The 19,218-nt window shown below is 43.0% G+C and carries 18 protein-coding genes; 7 read left to right on the forward strand and 11 right to left on the reverse strand.

Annotated features, from left to right (window positions below; genetic code table 11):
• Positions 1-27 precede the first annotated feature (27 nt).
• The 3 genes from C900_RS03285 to C900_RS03295 all read left to right on the forward strand — a co-directional run bounded on the left by C900_RS03285 (position 28) and on the right by C900_RS03295 (position 1,070).
• Positions 28-240, forward strand: a complete 213-nt coding sequence (locus C900_RS03285) for a hypothetical protein (RefSeq protein ID WP_009578166.1) — start codon at positions 28-30, stop codon at positions 238-240.
• 9 nt (positions 241-249) lie between these two features.
• Positions 250-606 carry a hypothetical protein gene (locus C900_RS03290; RefSeq protein WP_009578167.1) on the forward strand — a complete coding sequence of 119 codons (357 nt, stop codon included), beginning with the start codon at positions 250-252 and terminating at the stop codon, positions 604-606.
• 275 nt (positions 607-881) lie between these two features.
• Entirely contained in the window at positions 882-1,070 is a 189-nt protein-coding gene (locus C900_RS03295) for a pinensin family lanthipeptide (RefSeq protein WP_009578168.1), read from the forward strand.
• 275 nt (positions 1,071-1,345) lie between these two features.
• Here C900_RS03295 and C900_RS03300 read toward each other — a convergent pair whose 3' ends face one another.
• A complete protein-coding gene (locus tag C900_RS03300) occupies positions 1,346-3,208 on the reverse strand; it encodes a tetratricopeptide repeat protein (protein ID WP_009578169.1) in 1,863 nt (620 codons plus the stop codon).
• 275 nt (positions 3,209-3,483) lie between these two features.
• Between C900_RS03300 and C900_RS03305 the strand changes: the two genes are divergently transcribed.
• Positions 3,484-3,948 (forward strand): hypothetical protein, encoded by a 465-nt coding sequence (locus C900_RS03305; protein WP_009578170.1) that lies wholly within the window; start codon positions 3,484-3,486, stop codon positions 3,946-3,948.
• 83 nt (positions 3,949-4,031) lie between these two features.
• Here C900_RS03305 and C900_RS03310 read toward each other — a convergent pair whose 3' ends face one another.
• From C900_RS03310 to C900_RS03355, 10 genes are all read right to left on the reverse strand, one after another.
• Positions 4,032-5,264 (reverse strand): alkaline phosphatase family protein, encoded by a 1,233-nt coding sequence (locus tag C900_RS03310; RefSeq protein WP_009578171.1) that lies wholly within the window; start codon positions 5,262-5,264, stop codon positions 4,032-4,034.
• Positions 5,265-5,838: 574 nt separating this feature from the next.
• A complete protein-coding gene (locus C900_RS03315) occupies positions 5,839-6,228 on the reverse strand; it encodes a hypothetical protein (RefSeq protein WP_009578172.1) in 390 nt (129 codons plus the stop codon).
• Between the two features lie 79 nt (positions 6,229-6,307).
• Entirely contained in the window at positions 6,308-7,327 is a 1,020-nt protein-coding gene (locus tag C900_RS28065) for a hypothetical protein (protein WP_157493872.1), read from the reverse strand.
• Positions 7,328-7,356: 29 nt separating this feature from the next.
• The gene (locus C900_RS03325) at positions 7,357-9,549 is read right to left on the reverse strand and encodes a T9SS type A sorting domain-containing protein (RefSeq protein WP_040495458.1); all 2,193 of its coding nucleotides are present in this window, start codon (positions 9,547-9,549) and stop codon (positions 7,357-7,359) included.
• 357 nt (positions 9,550-9,906) lie between these two features.
• A complete protein-coding gene (locus tag C900_RS03330) occupies positions 9,907-10,101 on the reverse strand; it encodes a hypothetical protein (RefSeq protein WP_009578176.1) in 195 nt (64 codons plus the stop codon).
• A gap of 14 nt (positions 10,102-10,115) precedes the next feature.
• A complete protein-coding gene (locus tag C900_RS29685) occupies positions 10,116-10,286 on the reverse strand; it encodes a hypothetical protein (RefSeq protein ID WP_009578177.1) in 171 nt (56 codons plus the stop codon).
• A gap of 593 nt (positions 10,287-10,879) precedes the next feature.
• A complete protein-coding gene (locus C900_RS03340; protein ID WP_009578178.1) occupies positions 10,880-12,922 on the reverse strand; it encodes a thioredoxin domain-containing protein in 2,043 nt (680 codons plus the stop codon).
• 80 nt (positions 12,923-13,002) lie between these two features.
• Positions 13,003-13,980, reverse strand: a complete 978-nt coding sequence (locus C900_RS03345; protein WP_009578179.1) for a GSCFA domain-containing protein — start codon at positions 13,978-13,980, stop codon at positions 13,003-13,005.
• 46 nt (positions 13,981-14,026) lie between these two features.
• Complete coding sequence (locus C900_RS03350; RefSeq protein ID WP_040495461.1) at positions 14,027-15,301, reverse strand: hypothetical protein; 1,275 nt, start codon at positions 15,299-15,301, stop codon at positions 14,027-14,029.
• Positions 15,302-15,437: 136 nt separating this feature from the next.
• Positions 15,438-15,929, reverse strand: coding sequence for a YdeI/OmpD-associated family protein (locus C900_RS03355; RefSeq protein ID WP_009578181.1), 492 nt, complete (start codon positions 15,927-15,929; stop codon positions 15,438-15,440).
• A 185-nt stretch (positions 15,930-16,114) separates the two neighbouring features.
• Between C900_RS03355 and argB the strand changes: the two genes are divergently transcribed.
• From argB to argC, 3 genes are read left to right on the forward strand one after another with little or no spacing between them, the layout of a single operon-like run.
• Positions 16,115-16,954 (forward strand): acetylglutamate kinase, encoded by an 840-nt coding sequence (argB, locus tag C900_RS03360; RefSeq protein ID WP_040495463.1) that lies wholly within the window; start codon positions 16,115-16,117, stop codon positions 16,952-16,954.
• A 17-nt stretch (positions 16,955-16,971) separates the two neighbouring features.
• Positions 16,972-18,165, forward strand: a complete 1,194-nt coding sequence (locus C900_RS03365) for an aspartate aminotransferase family protein (protein WP_009578184.1) — start codon at positions 16,972-16,974, stop codon at positions 18,163-18,165.
• Entirely contained in the window at positions 18,162-19,196 is a 1,035-nt protein-coding gene (gene argC, locus C900_RS03370) for an N-acetyl-gamma-glutamyl-phosphate reductase (protein WP_009578185.1), read from the forward strand. The genes C900_RS03365 and argC overlap by 4 nt, the downstream gene beginning before the upstream one ends.
• Positions 19,197-19,218 lie beyond the last annotated feature (22 nt).

The following is a 19,218-nucleotide window of genomic DNA, read 5'->3' on the forward strand; positions in this document are numbered from 1 at the left end:
TATTAACTTAATAAACCATCTATTGCAATGAAAAAGTACATTTTTGTGCTGGTAATGATCGCAATTACCGGAAACCTTTTAGCGCAGTCTGAAAGGAAAGGTTATATCGGTATTTCTTTAGGTCCGTCTATGCCTATGGGCGACTATGGAGATAATGGCTTTTCAAACCGTGATGCCGGATATGCAAAAACAGGCTTAAATTTTAATCTCATCAATTTCGGATACAAATTCGGAGAGTGATTTGGTATTGTGGCCAGTTGGTATGGCGCTGCACATGGTGTAGACATTGAGGGAATTGATGGCACCTGGGCTTACGGAGGGCTTATGGGAGGGCCGATGCTGTCATGGCCTATCAGTGATAAGGTTGATGTTGATGCAAAGCTTATGGTCGGATACGTAGTTGCCATGCTTGATATAGATGGTGAAGACGACACTGGCGATATCGGTGCAGCATTTGACATTGGCGCTACTTTGCGATATAATTTTGCTGCGAGATGGGCGCTGTTGGTAAACCTGGATTATTTTAATGGCAATTCTAAAGTTTTTGATAGGAAAAGAAGTATCTCTACGATCAACCCTACTTTCGGTATTGGTTTCAGGTTGTAACAAATATCATATTTTGAGGCTGTCTCGGAAGTCTCCTTCTGACGTCATCCTGAACTTAATTCAGTATCCTGTGGTTAGTTTCTGCTCATTTCCAGTAGATCCCAAATCAAGTTTGGAATAACTGACTTTTTAGACAGCCTCAGTCCCACTTTTACGTTAACTCCCCAAGAGTTTAAAATCTGGTCGTTGTAGACCTTATGTAGCCCCTTAAAATTTCATTTTCGCCTTATATTCCCTCATTTTTGGATCAATAATCATCAAAAAACTAACTACCAATGAAAAAAGAAAAAATGAAACTACGAGAGCTTCATGTGCAAAGCTTCATTACAAAAATGGACTATCGAAACGTTAATACCATACATGGAGGAGGGGACCCTGTGCCAACTATCGCGACTATTCCGGTAAGAGATTGCAAGCCGGTGCCAACAACTGACATTGTGTATACGGGTAATCGTTATTGCTAAGTAGTGTCTCTAAGAAAACGCCAATGTCTGCGTTATGCTCGTCCCAAAAATGCTCATCCCGACAACTGTAACAACTGTACGGGACTACCGCTTTTTGGCACTTCATTTCTTAAAGCCACTTAGAGTTTTCTTACAAACACTAAGTAGTTTTCGATTATAACCGCAGAAGTACCTGAGGTTTGTAGGAGAGGCACAGAGGGGTACCCCCCGGGTCTCCATTTCTCCTCCGTTTTTTTGCGGTTATCATTTAATATTGAGGTACCTCATTTTATTGTTCAATAGCCATTGATCTGGGCCATTCCGTTTTTAAGGTCATACTGCACCTGACGAGCCTGGGAATTCACTTCTTCTACCTGCTCCAGTTTTAAAAAGAAGTCATTGAAATCCTCTTCGGAGCGCATATCTAACTTTTTGCGGAGACGGTGACGAGCCATCTTCACGCTTTGCGGAGAGATGCCTAAAATATTGGCCATTTCTTTAATGGACATGTTGAGCCGGACCAATGCGCACAAGCGCAATTCGTTGTTAGTGAGTTGCGGGTAGCTCTTTTTAAGTATTTTGAAGAAGTCTCTGTGTACCTGTTCAAAGTAAAGTTTAAATTGTTCCCAGTCATTATCTACATTTATGCTGTAGTTGAGCTTCGTTTTCAGCTTTTGAAGGTCTTTTGAAATGCCATTGGTGTCTATTTTTCCGCATATAGTATTTACATCTTCTTTTATTTCCTGCATGAGGTTGTTTTTCTGAACTACACTGAGCGTATAGGTGGTCAGGCGCTTCTTTTTGAAGCTTAACTCTTCCTGGAGATGAATTTTCTTGAGCCGAAGATTTTCGAGTTCCCTTTCCTGCAGTTTTTTTGCCATATTGCTAAGCTTGATCTTTATTTTTTGCTTTCGTATAAATGCAAATGATGTAGTCAAAACCAATAGCAGGCAACCTGTGGCCAGGTAGGTAGTGACCTTCTGCTTTTTCAACTCCGCGCTCTTCAGTAGCAGATCCTTCTCCTTTATCACTAATTCTTTTTCCAGCATGTCGAGGTCAAACTGTGATCTCATGGAGGCTAACTCTGCGATCTTTTTCTCGTTGAGCAGGCTATCTTTTACGGAAGCATATCCTTTGTAATAGGTCAGCGCCTCATTTTTTTGATGGAGGGAATCATAGCATTTGTGGAGGTAAAGCAGAAAGTCCCGTTCGCGCGATTTAATATTTGTTTCTTTCGCCAGCAGAAGCCCCTCTTGTGCATATCCGATGGCCCTGTTAAATTCCATATCTTCAAGGCAGGCCTGAGTAAGTGCAACATAAGTGGTGATCAGGCGATTTTTGTTGCCTGCCGTTGTAAACAGCTCTGCCGCTTCGCGCAGATTTGCCAGGGCTTGAGATCTCTCCCCATTGGCAAGAAGAATGCGGCTCATATTCATTAATACTCCCGCTTTTCCTTCAGGGTTTTGACGCTCTGTTTCATATAGCAGCGCCTTATTGTACCATTCCAGCGAGGTCGCCAGGTCGTTCTTTTGGAAATGATGCCACGCCAGATTTTTCATGGCTTCGGCTTCCAGATCCGGTAAGCCTGCAGTTTGAGCTGTCTGCAGCATCTCCGTAAACAGTGTTTCGGCTTGCTTATATTCACCATGTTCTGTGTAAGCAACGGCAAGCACATTTAAACCCTTAGCTTTTTCCTTTTGAGATATATTTTTTGTGATATCGTAAGCATCATGCAGGTAGCGAAGGGCCTGTTCATAATCACCCTCATGTTTATAGATGAGTGCAACGTTGGTTAGAGAAGAAGCCATGGCTGCCGTATCCTTCATTTTTTCCTTATGCCGGTACGACTCCAGAAAATACGATAAGGCTTTGTCATAGTTATTCTGAATACCATAAACCACACCTATGTCATTACACAGGTAGGCTAAGCCTTTGTCGTAATTGAGCTTTTTTGCCTCTTCGAGGCCAAGAAGTCCATATTCCAGCGCCTTTTTGGCATTCTTGCGGCTATATTGCACACAAAGGTCATCCAGTAATAATACACGAACGGTATCTTCAGCGCTGAGCAGTTCTGCTTCCAGTTGGTCTATACTCTTCTTCTGAGCCAACAAGGGGTATAGAGCACACAAAAAAATAAGGTATGACATGAGGGCTTTCATGACTGTTGAGGTTTTGGTTAATAAAAAGATATATAACCGAAACTATCTTCTTTCTACTATAAAAGTAGATACTTAGGGCCTACAATAGGTCTACATGTGTTAAAAAACCGGGAAAATCCGGGGTGTTTTGAGGGGCGAGAAATTATCACGGTGTATTGATATTAATTTTTCAAGAAGCAATCTGTTCTATGTGACAACTGTTCAAATCAATTACAACTTTTTTGGTTGCATAAAGAAAATGCCATATAATTGACTATCGACAAGTAGTTATTGCTATGAGAGAAAAATTTAAAGAAACTACAGGAATACCACGGTTTATTGTGGTTGTTTTCATAGTACAGTTTGTGCTGTTTCTCACCTATTGGTTCAATAACAGGGAGAACAACTCACTGATATATATTTCAGGCGGCATACTATTGTTGGGAATTTTCCTTGCCTTCACACGACTAAAAATCGAGATCAATGGAAATGCCATCGAATACAAGTTTTTGCCCTTCAGTAAAAACAGGATATTGTGGAAGGATGTGAGTAAGGTGGAGATAGTGAATATATCAGCAGTAACCGATTTTCTCGGTTGGGGTATCCGTTGGTCTCCCAGGTTTGGATGGGGTTACATAACCAACGCTGACCACGGTATTTTTATAACTAAAAACAACGGGAAGAAAGTCACTATATCTATCAAGGACAATACAGGGTTGGCTCATTTTCTGGAAGAAAATAATCTTGTAGGGGCTTCTTGATATGATACAAAACTAACGGTGGCCCGGGTATCCTTGAGCGGCTAAACGTTGAGGCCGCCTGGCGATTGTAGGTTGCGCCATTATTACCTTTGATCAATCGTAATCCAGGTATTTAAAAACTGAGCATCAGTTCTCATCAATACTTTCAGAAAGGTACTTTCTACATCCGGGAGCTTGAATTGTGAGATTCCATTGCGAATCTCGCTCTCTCCCAGTTCGAAGTATTGGTCTTCACCTCCTTCTTTGAACCGGTTAGTGGTAGATATGAAAAAATGGGCCGTTCCTTTCTCTGCGTAGGGCTTCCACTTCAATGTCAATGTACCATTGGTAACATCTGCCTGCAGTGCCTTCGCCTTAATATCGCCTACAAATGAAGTGCCGTCTATTTCACGTGCAGTATGTTCAGGAATTTGAATTTCCATATGTGACAAAATGGAAGGCATAATATCTACCATGCCCGGCATTTGATAAAAACTATCGTTTAGATCATCATTATTAGTCACAATCCATATTGTACGCTCTCTTTCTGATTGTCCTCCGTGCCCCTTACCTGTCTCTGCATCACGGCCGTGGTCGGTTGTAATGACGATCATCCAATCCTCTTTAAAATGCTCTTTCCGGTATTTGATGGCGTCCCAAACTCTTTTCACCTGGATGTCGGCCTTTTTTACAGCCTCATACATTATATGACTGTCACCGTATTTATGCCCAATATCATCGGTATATTCAAGATAAACCCATGAAAGGTCGGGGCTATTTTCCATTATATATCTTCCTGCTTCCTTAGAAACATGTTCATCAATATCGAAAATGAATTTCCGGTCATCTGTGTGGGGAAACTGCTTTTGGTCGTGTTCAAAACCGTCAAAAGCATAATCAAGTTTAATATCTCCCGCTTCTGAACGACCTTCGCCTACAAGCTTTGTTCGGTTATCAAGCCAGGTAGAGAAAATGGCCGTTTTGAGAGCAGGACTTTGACTTTTTGCCACACGGTAAATACTCCAGTAGTGGTAGTTGGGCGCTTTAATGTCGTTTCCCCATACATTATGTTTATTCGCCCATGTACTTGTAAGTAAACTGTTATAGCCTACTGCAGATATGGTGGGGGTTTCCGAGTAGCCACCGGCTATTCCTCCGGTATATGCTCTGGCATATCCTCCCTCTTTAGCTATTTCGTCTAAAGTTGGTGTTTGCACCGACTCCACCACATCGGCCGGTATGCCATCAAGAATAATAAATACGGCCTTTTTCTGTGCTTGCAGAGACCATGAGCAGATGAGTAGTGCAATAATGGTTAGTAACTTGTCTTTTTTCATATTCATTTGAATCCTTACCTAAGTTTACATAATTAGTGCTTTAAGAAAACGCCAATGTCTGCGTTACGCCTTGACCTTGTCGTTTTCTTAAAGCCACTTGGAGTTTTCTTACAAACGCTAATTATGGTGTCTATAAGAAAACTCTGGCCGTCATCGGGAGGAATCGAATCGATCCCCTCTTAATGCACGCCAATTTCAATGCCTGCGATGATAAATCATAAACTCACCCCGTGAAAAAACAGGGCTCAAACAGTGTGATTTATAACATGTACGTGTGGCATTGAAATTCTTAACGCCATTTTCTCAAAGCCGTTCTGAAGCTATGTCATTGTCTACAAAATCTAATTATTCAATTTATAATGCCGTCATTCCGGCAGTAACGCAGTGAAGATCCAGGATCTCCTCGCTACTGGCTGTGACTGAACTTCAGCCTCTGCCAACGGATCAGGGGGATCCTGAATATTTTCTCCGTTGCTCTAAGAAAACTCCAGGATGACGTGGTGTTTATGATTTCTGTTGCTCCTCTGCTTCCTCTGTGGTTAATAATGATAATACGTCATCATTAATCACGAAATCAACTCAGCCAGTCCCTGGCACCGTTCAGTGTATAAAACGGCTTGACTGACATAAAGGAGCATTCTGCATCAACCAGAATGGGAAATATTACCTGATTGGGCCTTTGCATAATGAGTGCAATTTTGGTTCCCGAAAATATACGTTTATTTTGTTTGTAAAATTGAGCTATCTTCCTGGCTGTTTCTGGACCGGAGACATAATTGGCTTTCGAGTAGTCCAGAAGGAATTTCCTCGTTTTCTGCGGTATAAGTCCATTTTCAATAATCTCATTCCAGCTATATACAATGTCATCGAACTCAACATTCCCGGAATAGTATTTGTAAAAGATACCTGTTTCGGTGTCGTATTGGCAATTCAATATCTCAGATGTATATAAGGTCTGATTCATCCTGATTTTAAAAATTTTGATGCAGTATTAATTCAGCAAAATAAGAAAAATATTTGAGACTATTGCTATTGCAAAATGACTAATTGACCATAAAGATCATCCTTTTTTGCTGAATCTCTTCTCCCGGTTGTGTGCTGAATTCTGCGATTACCAGGTATTTCCATGAGAAAGTCAGATCGCCAAGGGCTATCCATAAAGTACTGCTATTCGGCATTTGGTATGTCAAGTCTGAAATTAAGGTCCCGGTGAAGCTGAGTATTTTAATCGACAGGTAACCAGCCCTTGGGGTAGTCACTTCCAGTTGCGGGGTTGGACTTGATATCAGGTAAAGTGAAAATTCCTCCCGAAGTTCAGGCATTGATACCACAGGACTATAACTAAATACCTGATCAAAATCAACCTGCTTTAATCTGAAATAACGGACCTCTGTTGGGCTGTCAGTGTATACAAACCTGTAGTCGGTTGACGTGACACTCGTTCCAACTTTCGAGGCGACTTTCCCGATTTTAACAAAATGATCCTTATCCGGTGTTTTCATTTCTATATCAAAGTGAGAATTATTATCTTCGGAAGCCGTAGTCCATTTCAGCGCCACTTTTTTTCCTTCTCTTTCTGCATGGAATGATACCAGGCGTACCGGCATGATGGTAGCATTTCCATCGACTGTAAGGCTTTGAGTAGATGCGGCTTCGCTGGTGTGGTCTATCTCAGCGGTATGACTGCCTTTATCGGAAGGCTCAAATTTCACCCAGATCATAGCTTCAAAGTAGCCGTCAAATATCTCTGTGATCTGAATGCTTGTGCCGAAACCGGATGAACTGGATGTTGATATTGAAAACGCTGAAGAGCCGGTAATGGCAATGTCGACCGGTGGACTGTCGACCGGAAACCCACTGCCATACACCATGTAGGAATCAGTCTCTGATGAACCTACATCCGCAGTGAATATATCCATATAACTATCTATCGTAATGGTGCCCTGGGCTCGCAGCGTGCCATGCCCACAAATTAGAAAGGCAAAAGCCATCAGCCATATCCAAATCTTTGCTGAAAGGTGCTTCTCCTTCTTACCATATCCGATCATTTTCCGTTTTATCAAATCGCCAATGTCGCTTATTTTTAAAGCAACTACCTTACTATTACTTTAAAAGAATATACTTCATTTGTCGTTGTTATGCGGCATACATATATGTCTCCGTGTTTATTATCTACATCAAATGAAAACACCTGATTGGCACGAGTGGGACCTTGATACAACTGCTTTATTATTCTGCCAGACAACGCTATTATGTCCACTGTTACTTCATCGGCTTCTTTAAATGCCACGGTCAAAGGCGAAGCCTCAGTCATAGGGTTTGGATAAATCATTACACCAGCAATAGTGGTTTCATCTTCAAAGCCATGTGCCACCATACTTTTTGCATTCGTTCCCTGACCTTTTCCGTTGCCTTTACCTTTTCCGTTGCCATTACCGTTACCGTTGCTATTTCCATTTCCGTTACCATTTCCGGGGCTACCACCGTCTGTATAAACTACTATATCGTCTGAGCTGTGACACCCATTAATGTCGCTTACCACTAATGTATATGTAGTGGTATCTATTGGACATACTTCAATAGTTTGGCTGCTTTCACCGGTGCTCCATGTATATGTAAACGGTGCGACTCCGCCTGTTGATCCACCGGTTAAGGTGGTGCAACTGTTTACCCCCTTTCCCGGGTAAACTACTGCATCACTCCCGGTATCTGCCACCGGAGCTTCATTTACAGTAATAGTTCGCGAAATGGTATTGCTGCACCCGTTTGTATCGGTATACGAGTAGAATAATGTATGCACACCCAACCCAGCTTGCTCAGGATAGAAATATCCATTTTCAACACCTGCCCCGCTGTACATTCCACCTGTGGGGCTACCCCCGGTCAACTCGAGGGCTACGGCATTTTCGCAAATATCAGACGGTAATACTAATGAAAGCTGAGGTAGCGGTATTTCTTCAAGGAAAATATCGATAGGAGCGCTCACGCAATTAATAGCATCCATTACTATCGCTGAATAACTACCAGGCCCCAGGCTTCCAAATTCCGGGAGGGCCTGAAATGTACTGCCTCCATCAAGAGAATAGCTAAGCGGTGCTATGCCTCCGTTAGCAGAAAGCCTGACCTGTCCATTGTCAGATCCTTCGCAGGGTCTTGCCACTATGTCATAGCCGACCGAATATTCTGTGCACTCGGCAACAGTTATGCTAATATTTACCTGTGAGGAGAGCGGGGTGGAATGATCATCTGTAGCAGCAAACTGCACCTGATAAGTACCTGTTTCATTCTCAGTCGGGCTCCAGGTAAAGCTTCCGGTTGCCATGCTTCCATATACGGTCTGGTTAAAAACCGCTCCTTTATCAAAGGGAGAACCATAAGCCGTCATAATGACATTCTGCCCCTCGCTATCGGAAGCCTCAACCTCGAACGTCAAAGTCTCTCCGGCTCTGACAGCTTTCGAATGCAAATGGTGAAAAGCGGGAGCGCTATTATCACCAGACGATACCACATCAATGATAAACTCTCGTTCTATATATGCTCCGGTGTAGTATCCATCTATTTGCTCCCTTAACCTTACGTTGACCAACCACTTGCCCACCAGAGGATCTGCCCATGTAATAGTGCCATTGGAAGTTAATTGGAATCCGGTCTCAATCATTTGGTCATAGACATCAGCAGATAAGCCGTAGGGAATTTCAAGTGTATAATCCTGCTTATGACCATCGGGGTCTTCCATATTAATATTATAGGTTATTGGCTCCCCTTCCACGAAGTTGAACACTGGGATATCGTAAAACTGTGGTGAAGAGCTGGGAATGTCGGGATTGTAGCTGACAGCGGCAAAAAGTCCATTGGGATTATTGCTGAAATTGGAACCTACGGAACGGCAACAGCTTTTCCAGTAAACGGCATATACCCCTGGTTGTAGCCATGTGACAGGCTGCATTTGTATGTGTTCTACAGTTTTTCCATCGGGAAGCAATGTTTTGGACACAGTCAGAGGTGAATCGTGAATAATGGGAGATCCATCATATCGCGGAAAGATCGTACCGACTGCGTCTTTATGCCAATACCCTTTGATCCATATTTCGTACATTCCATCGCTAACATACTTGTAAGTGATCTGGCCACCCTTAAAATGAGACGCTTCGGCCTGGTGTGAAAGAGAAAGGAGAGTTAGAACAGCAAAAAAGACAATGCCATTAATAAATAACCTGGTTAAACTTCCTGATATAATCTCCCCGGCCCATTGGGCTAACGAAGATGTAGTGAAAATCTGCTTCATGCCAACTAAATTTATATTTCCAAACCTGAAAGATAAGTGGCTGACCATGAACTAAAAAGCACGAATTGTAGCTAATCGTACATGTGTAACACGATTCTTAAGAAAGTGGCAACGAACCTGATGAGAGCTTATAAATTCTTCTATTCTATCCAAATAGAAGGATGCCTGTTAAATCAGGGCCTTGAAAACTAATCTGAAAAGCGTTGCTGATAGTGAACTGTGAATTCACTGGTATTTGATACTACAAAAATTCAGGGGCTAAAAACAAAAAGAAGGTACCTGATGAGATCTTATATGATTGATGGATAGTCATGCAAGTAAGGGATACCTATGAGGCTACTGAATAAAATCTTGCCGCTAAGCGTTGCTGTGAAATGTGTGCCGCTCTCTAAAGTGCGCAATAAACTTTTCGAATGATGAACGGTAGCCCTTTCCTGAAACCCATTCAACAATCTTTTTGTGTTCTGCAATGGGCATATCCGGCAAATCCTCACCTATTTCGAAGATCATCACCTTTGAAACACTGCGTAAAACAATCAGGTGGCCGGACATTTTTTGATATTCCTTTAATATTGATTGGGAATATTTCTCAATCGCTCTGGCATGCTTTCTGGTATCACCTTTAACAATATTTCTTTATTAATGGAATATCGCTGATCATCTCGTTTGAACCGGCCTTTAAATTCCAGAACAAAAATTGTGAGGTAAAGGATTACAAAAGCCCTAACGTTGTACATGGTATCTGCATTTACCGCGCGTCCATTAATTCGTACCGGAATTACTGTGGACGGGTGTAGTTGTCTATTAACTTATTAACTGCCAACTATTTTTAACCCGAGTTATGCAATAGACTTCGTGATGAGCGACAAAAGTGGCTGTGAGATGAGTGCTCACGCAGAATTTTGCAACGGAGGTATAGCACCGCTATGGTGAGTAGCAAAATTTGAGTAATGCCTGTCCCGGCGAATGACGGGATGCTTAGATTACTGTCAGTTTTGACGCGGAATAGATTTCTATTGCATAACTCGGGTTTAATCAGTAATGTGAACCTGATAATTTTAATGCCGCCTGAGGTCAAACCTGCTGATGCTCCGAAAAGCATAGGGAGTAATAAGATGAAGGTGGTGTAGTCGGCAGTTGGAGAATGAAGCCACAAGTGACAAGCCTTAAGCCGCCAGCAAACGCAATCGTTCCAAAGCCAATCAGCAGCGGGCAAGGAGAGTCAATGAGCACTAAGTCGTGCTGCAGCAATGCATTTCGTACTTCCGAATTTGCTATCTCAATACTCAAATACTAATAAATACTAATATCTTAATACTATAAAATTCAGCTACTGTAGTTGCTCTAACGCCTTCTCTACCGAGGTGACGGGTAGTTTACATGTTTTGTTGTAACAAACATAGATCGCGGTAGCGCCTCCGATAGTTGTTTTGCCTTTGATCAAAGGCAAGTCACTTGCATCGATGGCGCCCATCATTATTTTGTTGGGGTGATATCTGTCGGTCAGGTGGCGCCTCATGAGTTCGGCCTCTTTTCCCACTATCACGATTTCTGCTGTTGGCGTGGCCATGTCGGCGTACAATATGGCCCAGTTGGAAAGATAAGCTGTTTCCTGTTCCATTAATGCTGTCATCTTGCCAATCATCATGCTACTTTTATTCAGGTATTCCTCATGGTCATAGATCTTGCCTAGCCGGTAAAGATTAAGGGCCATTTGTGAATTAGATGCAGGGATAACATTGTCAAAAACCTCTTTTTTACGGGCTATCAGCTTTTCAGAACGGTCATCGGTGAAGAAAAAGAGCTTTTCACTGTTGTCATAAAAATGCTCGATGGTGTAGTCCATTAACCCTTTTGCTTTTTTTAGCCACTGTTCGTCAAAAGTAGCTTCGTAAAGGGCGGTATATGCATCTATCACAAATGCATAATCTTCCAGGTAACCATCGATACTTGCTTTTCCTGACTTAAAACTTCTATTTAACCGGAAGTCATGAATCATGTGCTGATCGAGAAAATGAGCATTTCGGAGTGCCAGGTCCAGAAATTTAGGTTCACCGAAGGCCACATATGCATCTACAAGTCCTTTTTGCATCAGCCCATTCCAACCCGCAAGCACTTTATCATCAAGACCCGGACGTACACGTTTACTTCGTTCTTCCAGCAAAAGCTCATCAGCCTTCCATACTTTCTCTTTCAATTCAGCCACTCCCAGATCATGCCTTTTGGCAAACTCCTCATCCGAAACATGCATATGCAGGATATTTTTGCCCTCCTCCCAATTGCCTTCTTTTTCTATATTATAGTAGCTCATGATCAAATTCGCCTCAGCTCCCAATACGTGCTCTACCTCATCTTTTGTCCACACGTAAAATTTCCCCTCTTCCCCCTCGCTATCGGCATCCAGGGCCGAGTAAAACCCTCCTTCTTTGCTGGTCATCTCTCTTTCCAGCCAGTCTATGGTTTGGTACACCACTTCTTTATACAGTTCGAGCTTGGTAGCAGTGTAGGCTTCTGCATACAGACTTACCAACTGACCATTGTCATAAAGCATCTTCTCGAAATGTGGCACCAGCCAGTCGGCATCAACAGAGTAGCGGGCAAATCCCCCACCAATTTGATCGTAGATGCCACCACGGGCTATTTCGCTGAGTGTTACTTCCAATTGCCTAAGCGCTTCCTGATCGTTGGTGGCATTGTAATACCTTAGGAGAAAAAGCCAGTTGCCGGGCATAGGAAATTTTGGGGCGCCTTTAAAACCTCCCTTGTTGCCGTCAAACTTCATGGACAGTTTTTCGTACATTTTTTCGAGCGTGGTAGTGGTGTATTCCGTGCCATTGTCTTTTAACCGAAATTTGATCACCTCACTTGTAGCTATAGCATTCGTTAACTGGTCGGCAGACTCCTCTACTTCACTACGCTTTTCGTTATAGACCCGGGCAACCTGTTTTAGTAGCTGCGCCCATGATTCCGGAGGAAAATACGTGCCTCCATAAAATGGTTTTTGGTCAGAAGTAAGGAATACATTCAACGGCCAGCCACCTGATTGACCCATAGCCTGTACGGCATCCATATAGATCTGATCCACATCAGGGCGTTCTTCACGATCAATTTTTATGGAAATAAAATGTTCATTCATGATAGCGGCAATGCTGTCATTTTCAAAGGATTCGCGCTCCATAACATGGCACCAGTGACATGACGAGTAGCCAATACTGACCAGTATAGGCTTATCTTCTTTTTTTGCTTTTTCGAGCGCTTCTTCGCCCCATGGATACCAGTTTACAGGGTTGTAAGCATGCTGAAGCAGATAGGGGCTTGTGGCATTGATCAGCCGGTTGGCTTCTCCTTTTTTTGGTTCTGTGGTATGGCTCATGACAGTTTCTTTTTCGTTGGTTGAATTACAAGTGGCCAACAAGCCCAGTAGTAGAAGATAGCCTATGCCTCTGTATAATTTCATTTAGAGATCAGTTGGTCCTGCAACTGAGCCAGCTCTTCATGTATGTCTACTTTCTTTTCTAACCGTTTGAGGTGCTTGATGGTTTCCTTAATAAACTTTTGATGCGCTTCTGATGCGGGGTTGAAAGGCCTGTGCTGAATGGCTTTCATGATTTTATCCCACTCTTCAATAAAGCGGTGTGTTTCCTGGTTGAAATAGGCCTCTGAGAACTTATGCCATATGTAATCCTCGGCATCTCTGGTAGGGTGGATCATATCTGTGCGATAAAACCTGTAATCCCGAAGGTCATCCATCATGATCTCATAGCTTGGAAAGTACCGGATGTTTTTTTGTTCTTTCTCCAAAGTATCGCAGGTTACCCGCAAAATAGACTTGCTTACGCTGTTTTGCTCAAGGGTATCTTTAGTATGCCTTACAGGGGAAACAGTCATAATGATCTTGATGTTTGGCTGCAACGACAGCAACAGCTCATAAGTTTTTTCGAAAGCCTCAATGATCTGCTTCTGTGTAAGCAATTCTTTGGTAAACCTTCCTGCCGGCACCTTATGGCAATTGGCAACGATATCTTTATTGTCCTTTCTTCGGTAAACGAACGCTGTCCCTAACGTAATGATCATCCACTCACATTTTTTTAAATGTTCATGGGTATGTTCGATAGCATTTTGGATGTCCTTTTTTATTTTTTCAGTTTTTTCTGCGGAAAAGCTCGAATGAAAATCAAAATTTGAGATTAACCCCTGGGTCTCAACATAGCTGGAGTCCTTCGGATAATTCCGGTTGACAGCGTACTCCAACAGCTTAAATATGGAAACAGGATTGTATACCGTACCAAAAGGATTGGCCACTACGTCAAATTTATGAGTGGCAAAACGCTGACCCATGCAGTCTGAAAAGCATGATCCTATTGACAGGATAGGTGAGGAAACGGTGATTTTTTCCTCAGATGGTGGTGCTGTGATCTCCGTTCTGAACATAGAGTAAAGTTAAATGAAGATCGGAAATACTGCCAGTAATCCTCAACTATTTATCATTCTCATCAACGGTCATTCCGGAGGTGTATTTCCAATAAGAAAAATAGTCACCATCCCTGATATCTTTCATATAAGCTTCGGAGGGCAAAGTATTGTAAACATCATCAAAAGAGAAATATCCAAGAAGTTTGGTTAGCCCGGTTACCGTTTCTTCGGAAGAAATAAACAGACCAATGGCATAAGGTTTTTTACCTGTAACTTCTCCATTACTATTAAAATAAACCTTCCATGATAACGACACGATAGACGCAGACCGCCCTGTGTATATGACCCTGGAAATGGTTTCATACCCCGAGTCATCCTCCCAGTTGCCGCTATGTGAAATAGCTTCTTCACTGGCGTTATCCTGCCATTCTGCCAACGACATGCGGGTAGTTAAGGAATCGTTGGTATAAATATTTGAGAGTTCTCCACTTTCAACCCTATTCATTATAAAAGTGGACATTTCTTGTTCATCCTGGTAGAATTTGGCATTTTCAGGAAGGTTTAAATGAATATCTTCTGCGAGGGTTACTACAAATGCATCTTTCAGTTTGCGGGTTTTTATGCGTCCTGTTGCCTCAGGTATGGTGGTATTTAGTTTCTCTTCGCTATCATGGATGTACAGTCTATCGTTCAGGGCCTGGCTCATCAATCTGATCTCACCACCGTTGGAGTTGAAGTTTGAGAACGGCTCTTCCGTAAGCAGTTGGTGCTGATTGTCGAATAACAGGAATTTTTCATACATGCCGTTTTGGCTTTTGACCGGATGCAGGTAAGAGGCATGCCCTTGCTGGCGCCATTCGTATATAATATCGGAGATATAATCTCCATCCGTATGAAGGACCTGGCCCATCCAAACCAGCGGGCTGGCATTCTTCACCCAAAGTGCATTTTGCCGGTCGAGATATTGCGCCAGGTCGTCAAATGACACCGAAAAATAGTATTTGATCAGCCCTGTCTTGTAGTCTTCCGCGTTGAAGTGGATGTAGTTGATCTTTCCCTGCTTCCCGCTTTTTCTTGATATATCCAGTTTCAGCTTGTTGAGGTCTCCGGGTAGCATTGGGAAGGTGTCGGCCTCACCATATCCATAGTCTGATATTTCAACCATGAGCCTCTTTTTGTAATCTGAAATAGTGAGGGGTATTATTTTATTTGAAGTATAATCTATCGAATATGCGGTAATGTTGCCTGAGAAGATTCCCTTAGCGACATACACTGGCAGGGAGTGAGTCCTGGAATAAAACGGGCGGTTTTCCGGCTTTGTCAGGTCAACGGTTTGCATATAACGCACCGTTTGAGCTTGTGAACTGATTGCAAAAACACAGAAGAAGAATACTCTAAACATGGGTGAATGTATTTTTGTTCAATACCCAATATATAAAATGTTATGGAAGGAACAGTACCCGGTCAACTGATTTTTAATCCTTTCCCAGTAAAAAACGGAAAGTTTCCTTGCCTTCCACGGATCTTTTGAGGTTCTCTATCAGCATAATAGCTCTGTCAAGGCGAAGTTGTGGGTTTTTGACCCCTGAAACATAGTAAATAATATACCTTTGCATACCTGGTGTCAGTTTATCAAAGCGTCTTTTACCCTCAAGATCCTGCTTAAGCAGCTCTTCGAGTTCCTCGGGTACAGGCATGCCGTATTTACTTTCATCTTTCTCGAGCGCCACCGTTACCTGGTCATATAACTTCACACCGAGCTGTTTCATGCGCTTCGCATTAATACTTATGTAGGCTTTTCCTTCCCCCAGCGCCATAAGGCCACACTGAAAGGTAAGAGAGTTGTTGACGGTGCATAGTAATCTTATTTTCATAGTACCCAACTCATCTACAACCTCTTTGGGTACCTCGAGGTACTTCGTGTTGAGGTAATCAAGTTGTTCTATGGTAGTTTTGAATTTGATCATGTTGGTATAGTTACGCTGTTAAATTAAAGCGATTTTTTACTTTTGATAAAATATCTGTGGTGGAAAAAGGATAGAATTAGCCATCGATACTAACCATTGCTTAATGGGGAATTGCTTAAAAAAACACATTAAACCCCATATTCCTTTCCATTGCCTCTTATATTCCCTAGCTTTGTAGCTATAACATGGAGGGAAAAAAGAACTACTCAAAACCTATCATCGTTATCAAGTATGGCGGTAATGCCATGGTCTCGGAGGATCTCCAATACAAGGTCCTGAAAAATATCTGCACACTTAAATCTCAGGGTTATGCTGTTGTAATAGTGCATGGGGGAGGTCCCTTTATCCAGGAAATTCTTGATCAGGTTGATATCGAAAGTGAATTTATACACGGGCACCGTAAAACCACTCCCGAAGCCTTACGCTATGTGGAAATGGCTCTCAAGGGACGGGTCAATGGTCAGGTGGTGAACATCATTAATAAACTCGGTCACACAGCCGTGGGCCTCTCAGGGCGCGATGGAAAAATTGTTACCGCCAGGCGCTTATATCATGAGCAGCAAGTGAATGGGGTGGTCACCCGCACGGACTTGGGGCAGGTGGGCATTGTTGACAAGATTGACCCTGATCTGATCTATTTGCTGTTAGACAAGGGCTACGTGCCGGTTATTACCTGTATAGCGAATGATGAAGCAGGAAACAGCTATAATATCAATGCCGACTTGTTTGCCGGCAGCCTGGCCGGGCACCTGCAGGCGCATATATTTGGCGTGCTTACCGATGTGGATGGCCTTCTAAGAGATATTAATAACCCTGACAGTCTTCTGCAGGAAATAGCTGTGGATGACATAGAACAATTTGTGGAAGAGGGGGTTATTAAAGGTGGAATGATACCAAAAACAGATGCCTGCCGCCTGGCAGTAGAAAATGGAGCTGCCCGTTCAGTGATCATCAACGGGAAAAGACCAGAGCAGATACTGTCTCTCACGGATGAAAAACAATCCTTAGGAACTACAATAAAATAATCACGAAATATTTATTTATGGAAGCGTTAACAAACGCAACACTCAACAAAATTGATAAGGAATATTATTTACAAACTTTTAGACGCTACCCCGTAGCCCTCGAAAGGGGGCAGGGCGCCAGGGTATGGGATGTAGAAGGTAATGAATACATCGATGCCCTTGCGGGAATTGCTGTATGTAACCTTGGACACTGCCATCCGAAAGTGACTGAAGCTATTTGTGAGCAGGCCCGGAAGCTGGTGCATATCTCCAATTTTTTCGTGAGCGAGCCTCAGGCCATGCTTTCCAAGCTTCTTTTCGAGCTGTCCGGCCTGGATAGAGTATTTTTATCCAACAGCGGAGCTGAATCAGTGGAGGGTGCTATCAAACTCGCTCGTAAGTATGCCAACAGCAAAAAAAGAGGGGGAAATATCATCGCCATGCATGGCTCGTTTCATGGCAGAACACTGGCTACCATAGCCATGGGAAAGAAGGCCATGCAAAATGGCTTTGAACCCATACCTCAGGGATTTCAGCAGGTACCTTTTAATGACATTAAAGCTGTCGAAAATACTGTTGACGACTCCACTGCAGCCATCATATTGGAGCCGGTACAGGGGGAAGGAGGAATAAATGTGGCTGACAGAGAATACCTGCACCAACTAAGGAAGCTTTGTAACGAAAAGGACATTGTACTCATATTTGATGAAATACAGTGTGGGGTTGGTCGAACTGGAAAAATGTTTGCCAAGGAACACTTTGGTGTCGAGCCCGATATCATGACGCTGGCAAAAGGCTTGGGTGGCGGTATGCCCATAGGCGCTATACTCTGCAACGAAAAAGTAGGGTCAGCAATCGATTTTGGTGACCACGGTACTACTTTCGGAGGCAATCCACTGGCCTGTGCCGCATCGCTGGCCACTTTAAATATCATCAGAGAGCCCGAATTTTTAAAAGAAGTAACAGATAAAGGTGAATTCTTAAAAAAAGAAATACATTCAAGAGACCTGGATGGCCTGAAGGAAGTGCGCGGACTCGGGCTGATGCTGGGCGCAGAGTTTGAATATGAAACTAAACCCGTGGTGCTAAAGATGCTCGAATACAAAGTTATTGCTAATGCTACTGCTGAACGTGTGTTGCGGCTTGTTCCACCCCTGATCATCGCTGAGGAAGAAATAAGGCAAGTAGTAGAGGTAATGGATAGGTCAGTAAAAGAAGTAAATACAAAATGAGCAAGAAGAAAATAGGAATTATAGGCGCCACAGGGTATACGGGTTCTGAATTGGCGAGAATATTGTTGCACCACCCTGAGGTAGAGATTGCCGCTATTACTTCGGAAAGCCGGAAAGGAGAAAGATTTTCAGAAGTACATCCATTCTTCAGGGGGTTGATCGATCAGGAGTTGATCTCCATTAATGAAATTGAAAACATGGATCTGGACCTGGTGTTTCTGGCTTTGCCCCACGGTGTATCCATGGATTTTGTGAAGGAGCACGCGGCCGACCCGTATCCCATCATCGACCTATCCGGAGATTTTAGGCTGGACACCCCCGAGATTTACGAAGCGTGGTATAACAAAGAGCACGTATATAAAGAGGGCTTTGAGAATGCCGCTTATGGTATTCCTGAATTATTTCGAAAAGATATTCGCAGAAAGAAGCTCATTGCCAACCCGGGTTGTTACCCCACAAGCGCCATTTTAGGGCTCGCCCCTTTAGCGAAAGAAGGCTTGATAGAACCAAATGTGGTTGTAGACTCAAAATCGGGAACCACGGGAGCTGGCGTAAAGGCAAAAGCGGCTACACATTTTCCCAATGTGAATGATAACTTCAGAGCCTATGGCGTGAAATCGCACCGGCATACCATTGAGATTGAAGATACACTCAATAAGATCGGTGATGCACCACTGACAGTGCAGTTTACACCGCATTTGCTACCGGTTGATCGGGGTATAGTTTCAACGATCTATTCCAGGCCAAGACCAGGAGTTGATGTCAGCCAGATTGGAGATATCTATGAGGCATATTACAAAGATGAACCCTTTGTGCGCCTTACCGACCAACCACCTGCCATCAAGGATGTGAGAGGTACTAACTACTGTGATATTTATAGTACCTATGACGAGCGGACCAATAATTTTATCACTATTAGTGCAATTGACAACTTGGTAAAGGGCGCTGCCGGGCAGGCCGTACAAAATATGAACCTGATATTTGGATGGGACGAGATCCTGGGTCTGCAGCAGGTGCCGATGAATCCATAAATTAAATTTTCAAAATATAAGA

Origin of the sequence: Fulvivirga imtechensis AK7, assembly GCF_000331535.1 — a bacterium.
GTDB lineage: Bacteria > Bacteroidota > Bacteroidia > Cytophagales > Cyclobacteriaceae > Fulvivirga > Fulvivirga imtechensis.

Bases quoted from the DNA above. Each gene is read 5' to 3' on its own strand.
- C900_RS03340 (WP_009578178.1), bottom strand. From the start codon at position 12,922: ATGAGCCATACCACAGAACCAAAAAAAGGAGAAGCCAACCGGCTGATC.
- C900_RS03325 (WP_040495458.1), bottom strand. From the start codon at position 9,549: ATGAAGCAGATTTTCACTACATCTTCGTTAGCCCAATGGGCCGGGGAG.
- C900_RS03300 (WP_009578169.1), bottom strand. From the start codon at position 3,208: ATGAAAGCCCTCATGTCATACCTTATTTTTTTGTGTGCTCTATACCCC.
- C900_RS03330 (WP_009578176.1), bottom strand. From the start codon at position 10,101: ATGTCCGGCCACCTGATTGTTTTACGCAGTGTTTCAAAGGTGATGATC.
- C900_RS03310 (WP_009578171.1), bottom strand. From the start codon at position 5,264: ATGAAAAAAGACAAGTTACTAACCATTATTGCACTACTCATCTGCTCA.
- C900_RS03295 (WP_009578168.1), top strand. From the start codon at position 882: ATGAAAAAAGAAAAAATGAAACTACGAGAGCTTCATGTGCAAAGCTTC.
- C900_RS03305 (WP_009578170.1), top strand. From the start codon at position 3,484: ATGAGAGAAAAATTTAAAGAAACTACAGGAATACCACGGTTTATTGTG.
- C900_RS03315 (WP_009578172.1), bottom strand. From the start codon at position 6,228: ATGAATCAGACCTTATATACATCTGAGATATTGAATTGCCAATACGAC.
- C900_RS29685 (WP_009578177.1), bottom strand. From the start codon at position 10,286: ATGTACAACGTTAGGGCTTTTGTAATCCTTTACCTCACAATTTTTGTT.
- argC (WP_009578185.1), top strand. From the start codon at position 18,162: ATGAGCAAGAAGAAAATAGGAATTATAGGCGCCACAGGGTATACGGGT.
- C900_RS03365 (WP_009578184.1), top strand. From the start codon at position 16,972: ATGGAAGCGTTAACAAACGCAACACTCAACAAAATTGATAAGGAATAT.
- argB (WP_040495463.1), top strand. From the start codon at position 16,115: ATGGAGGGAAAAAAGAACTACTCAAAACCTATCATCGTTATCAAGTAT.
- C900_RS03285 (WP_009578166.1), top strand. From the start codon at position 28: ATGAAAAAGTACATTTTTGTGCTGGTAATGATCGCAATTACCGGAAAC.
- C900_RS03355 (WP_009578181.1), bottom strand. From the start codon at position 15,929: ATGATCAAATTCAAAACTACCATAGAACAACTTGATTACCTCAACACG.
- C900_RS03345 (WP_009578179.1), bottom strand. From the start codon at position 13,980: ATGTTCAGAACGGAGATCACAGCACCACCATCTGAGGAAAAAATCACC.
- C900_RS03350 (WP_040495461.1), bottom strand. From the start codon at position 15,301: ATGCAAACCGTTGACCTGACAAAGCCGGAAAACCGCCCGTTTTATTCC.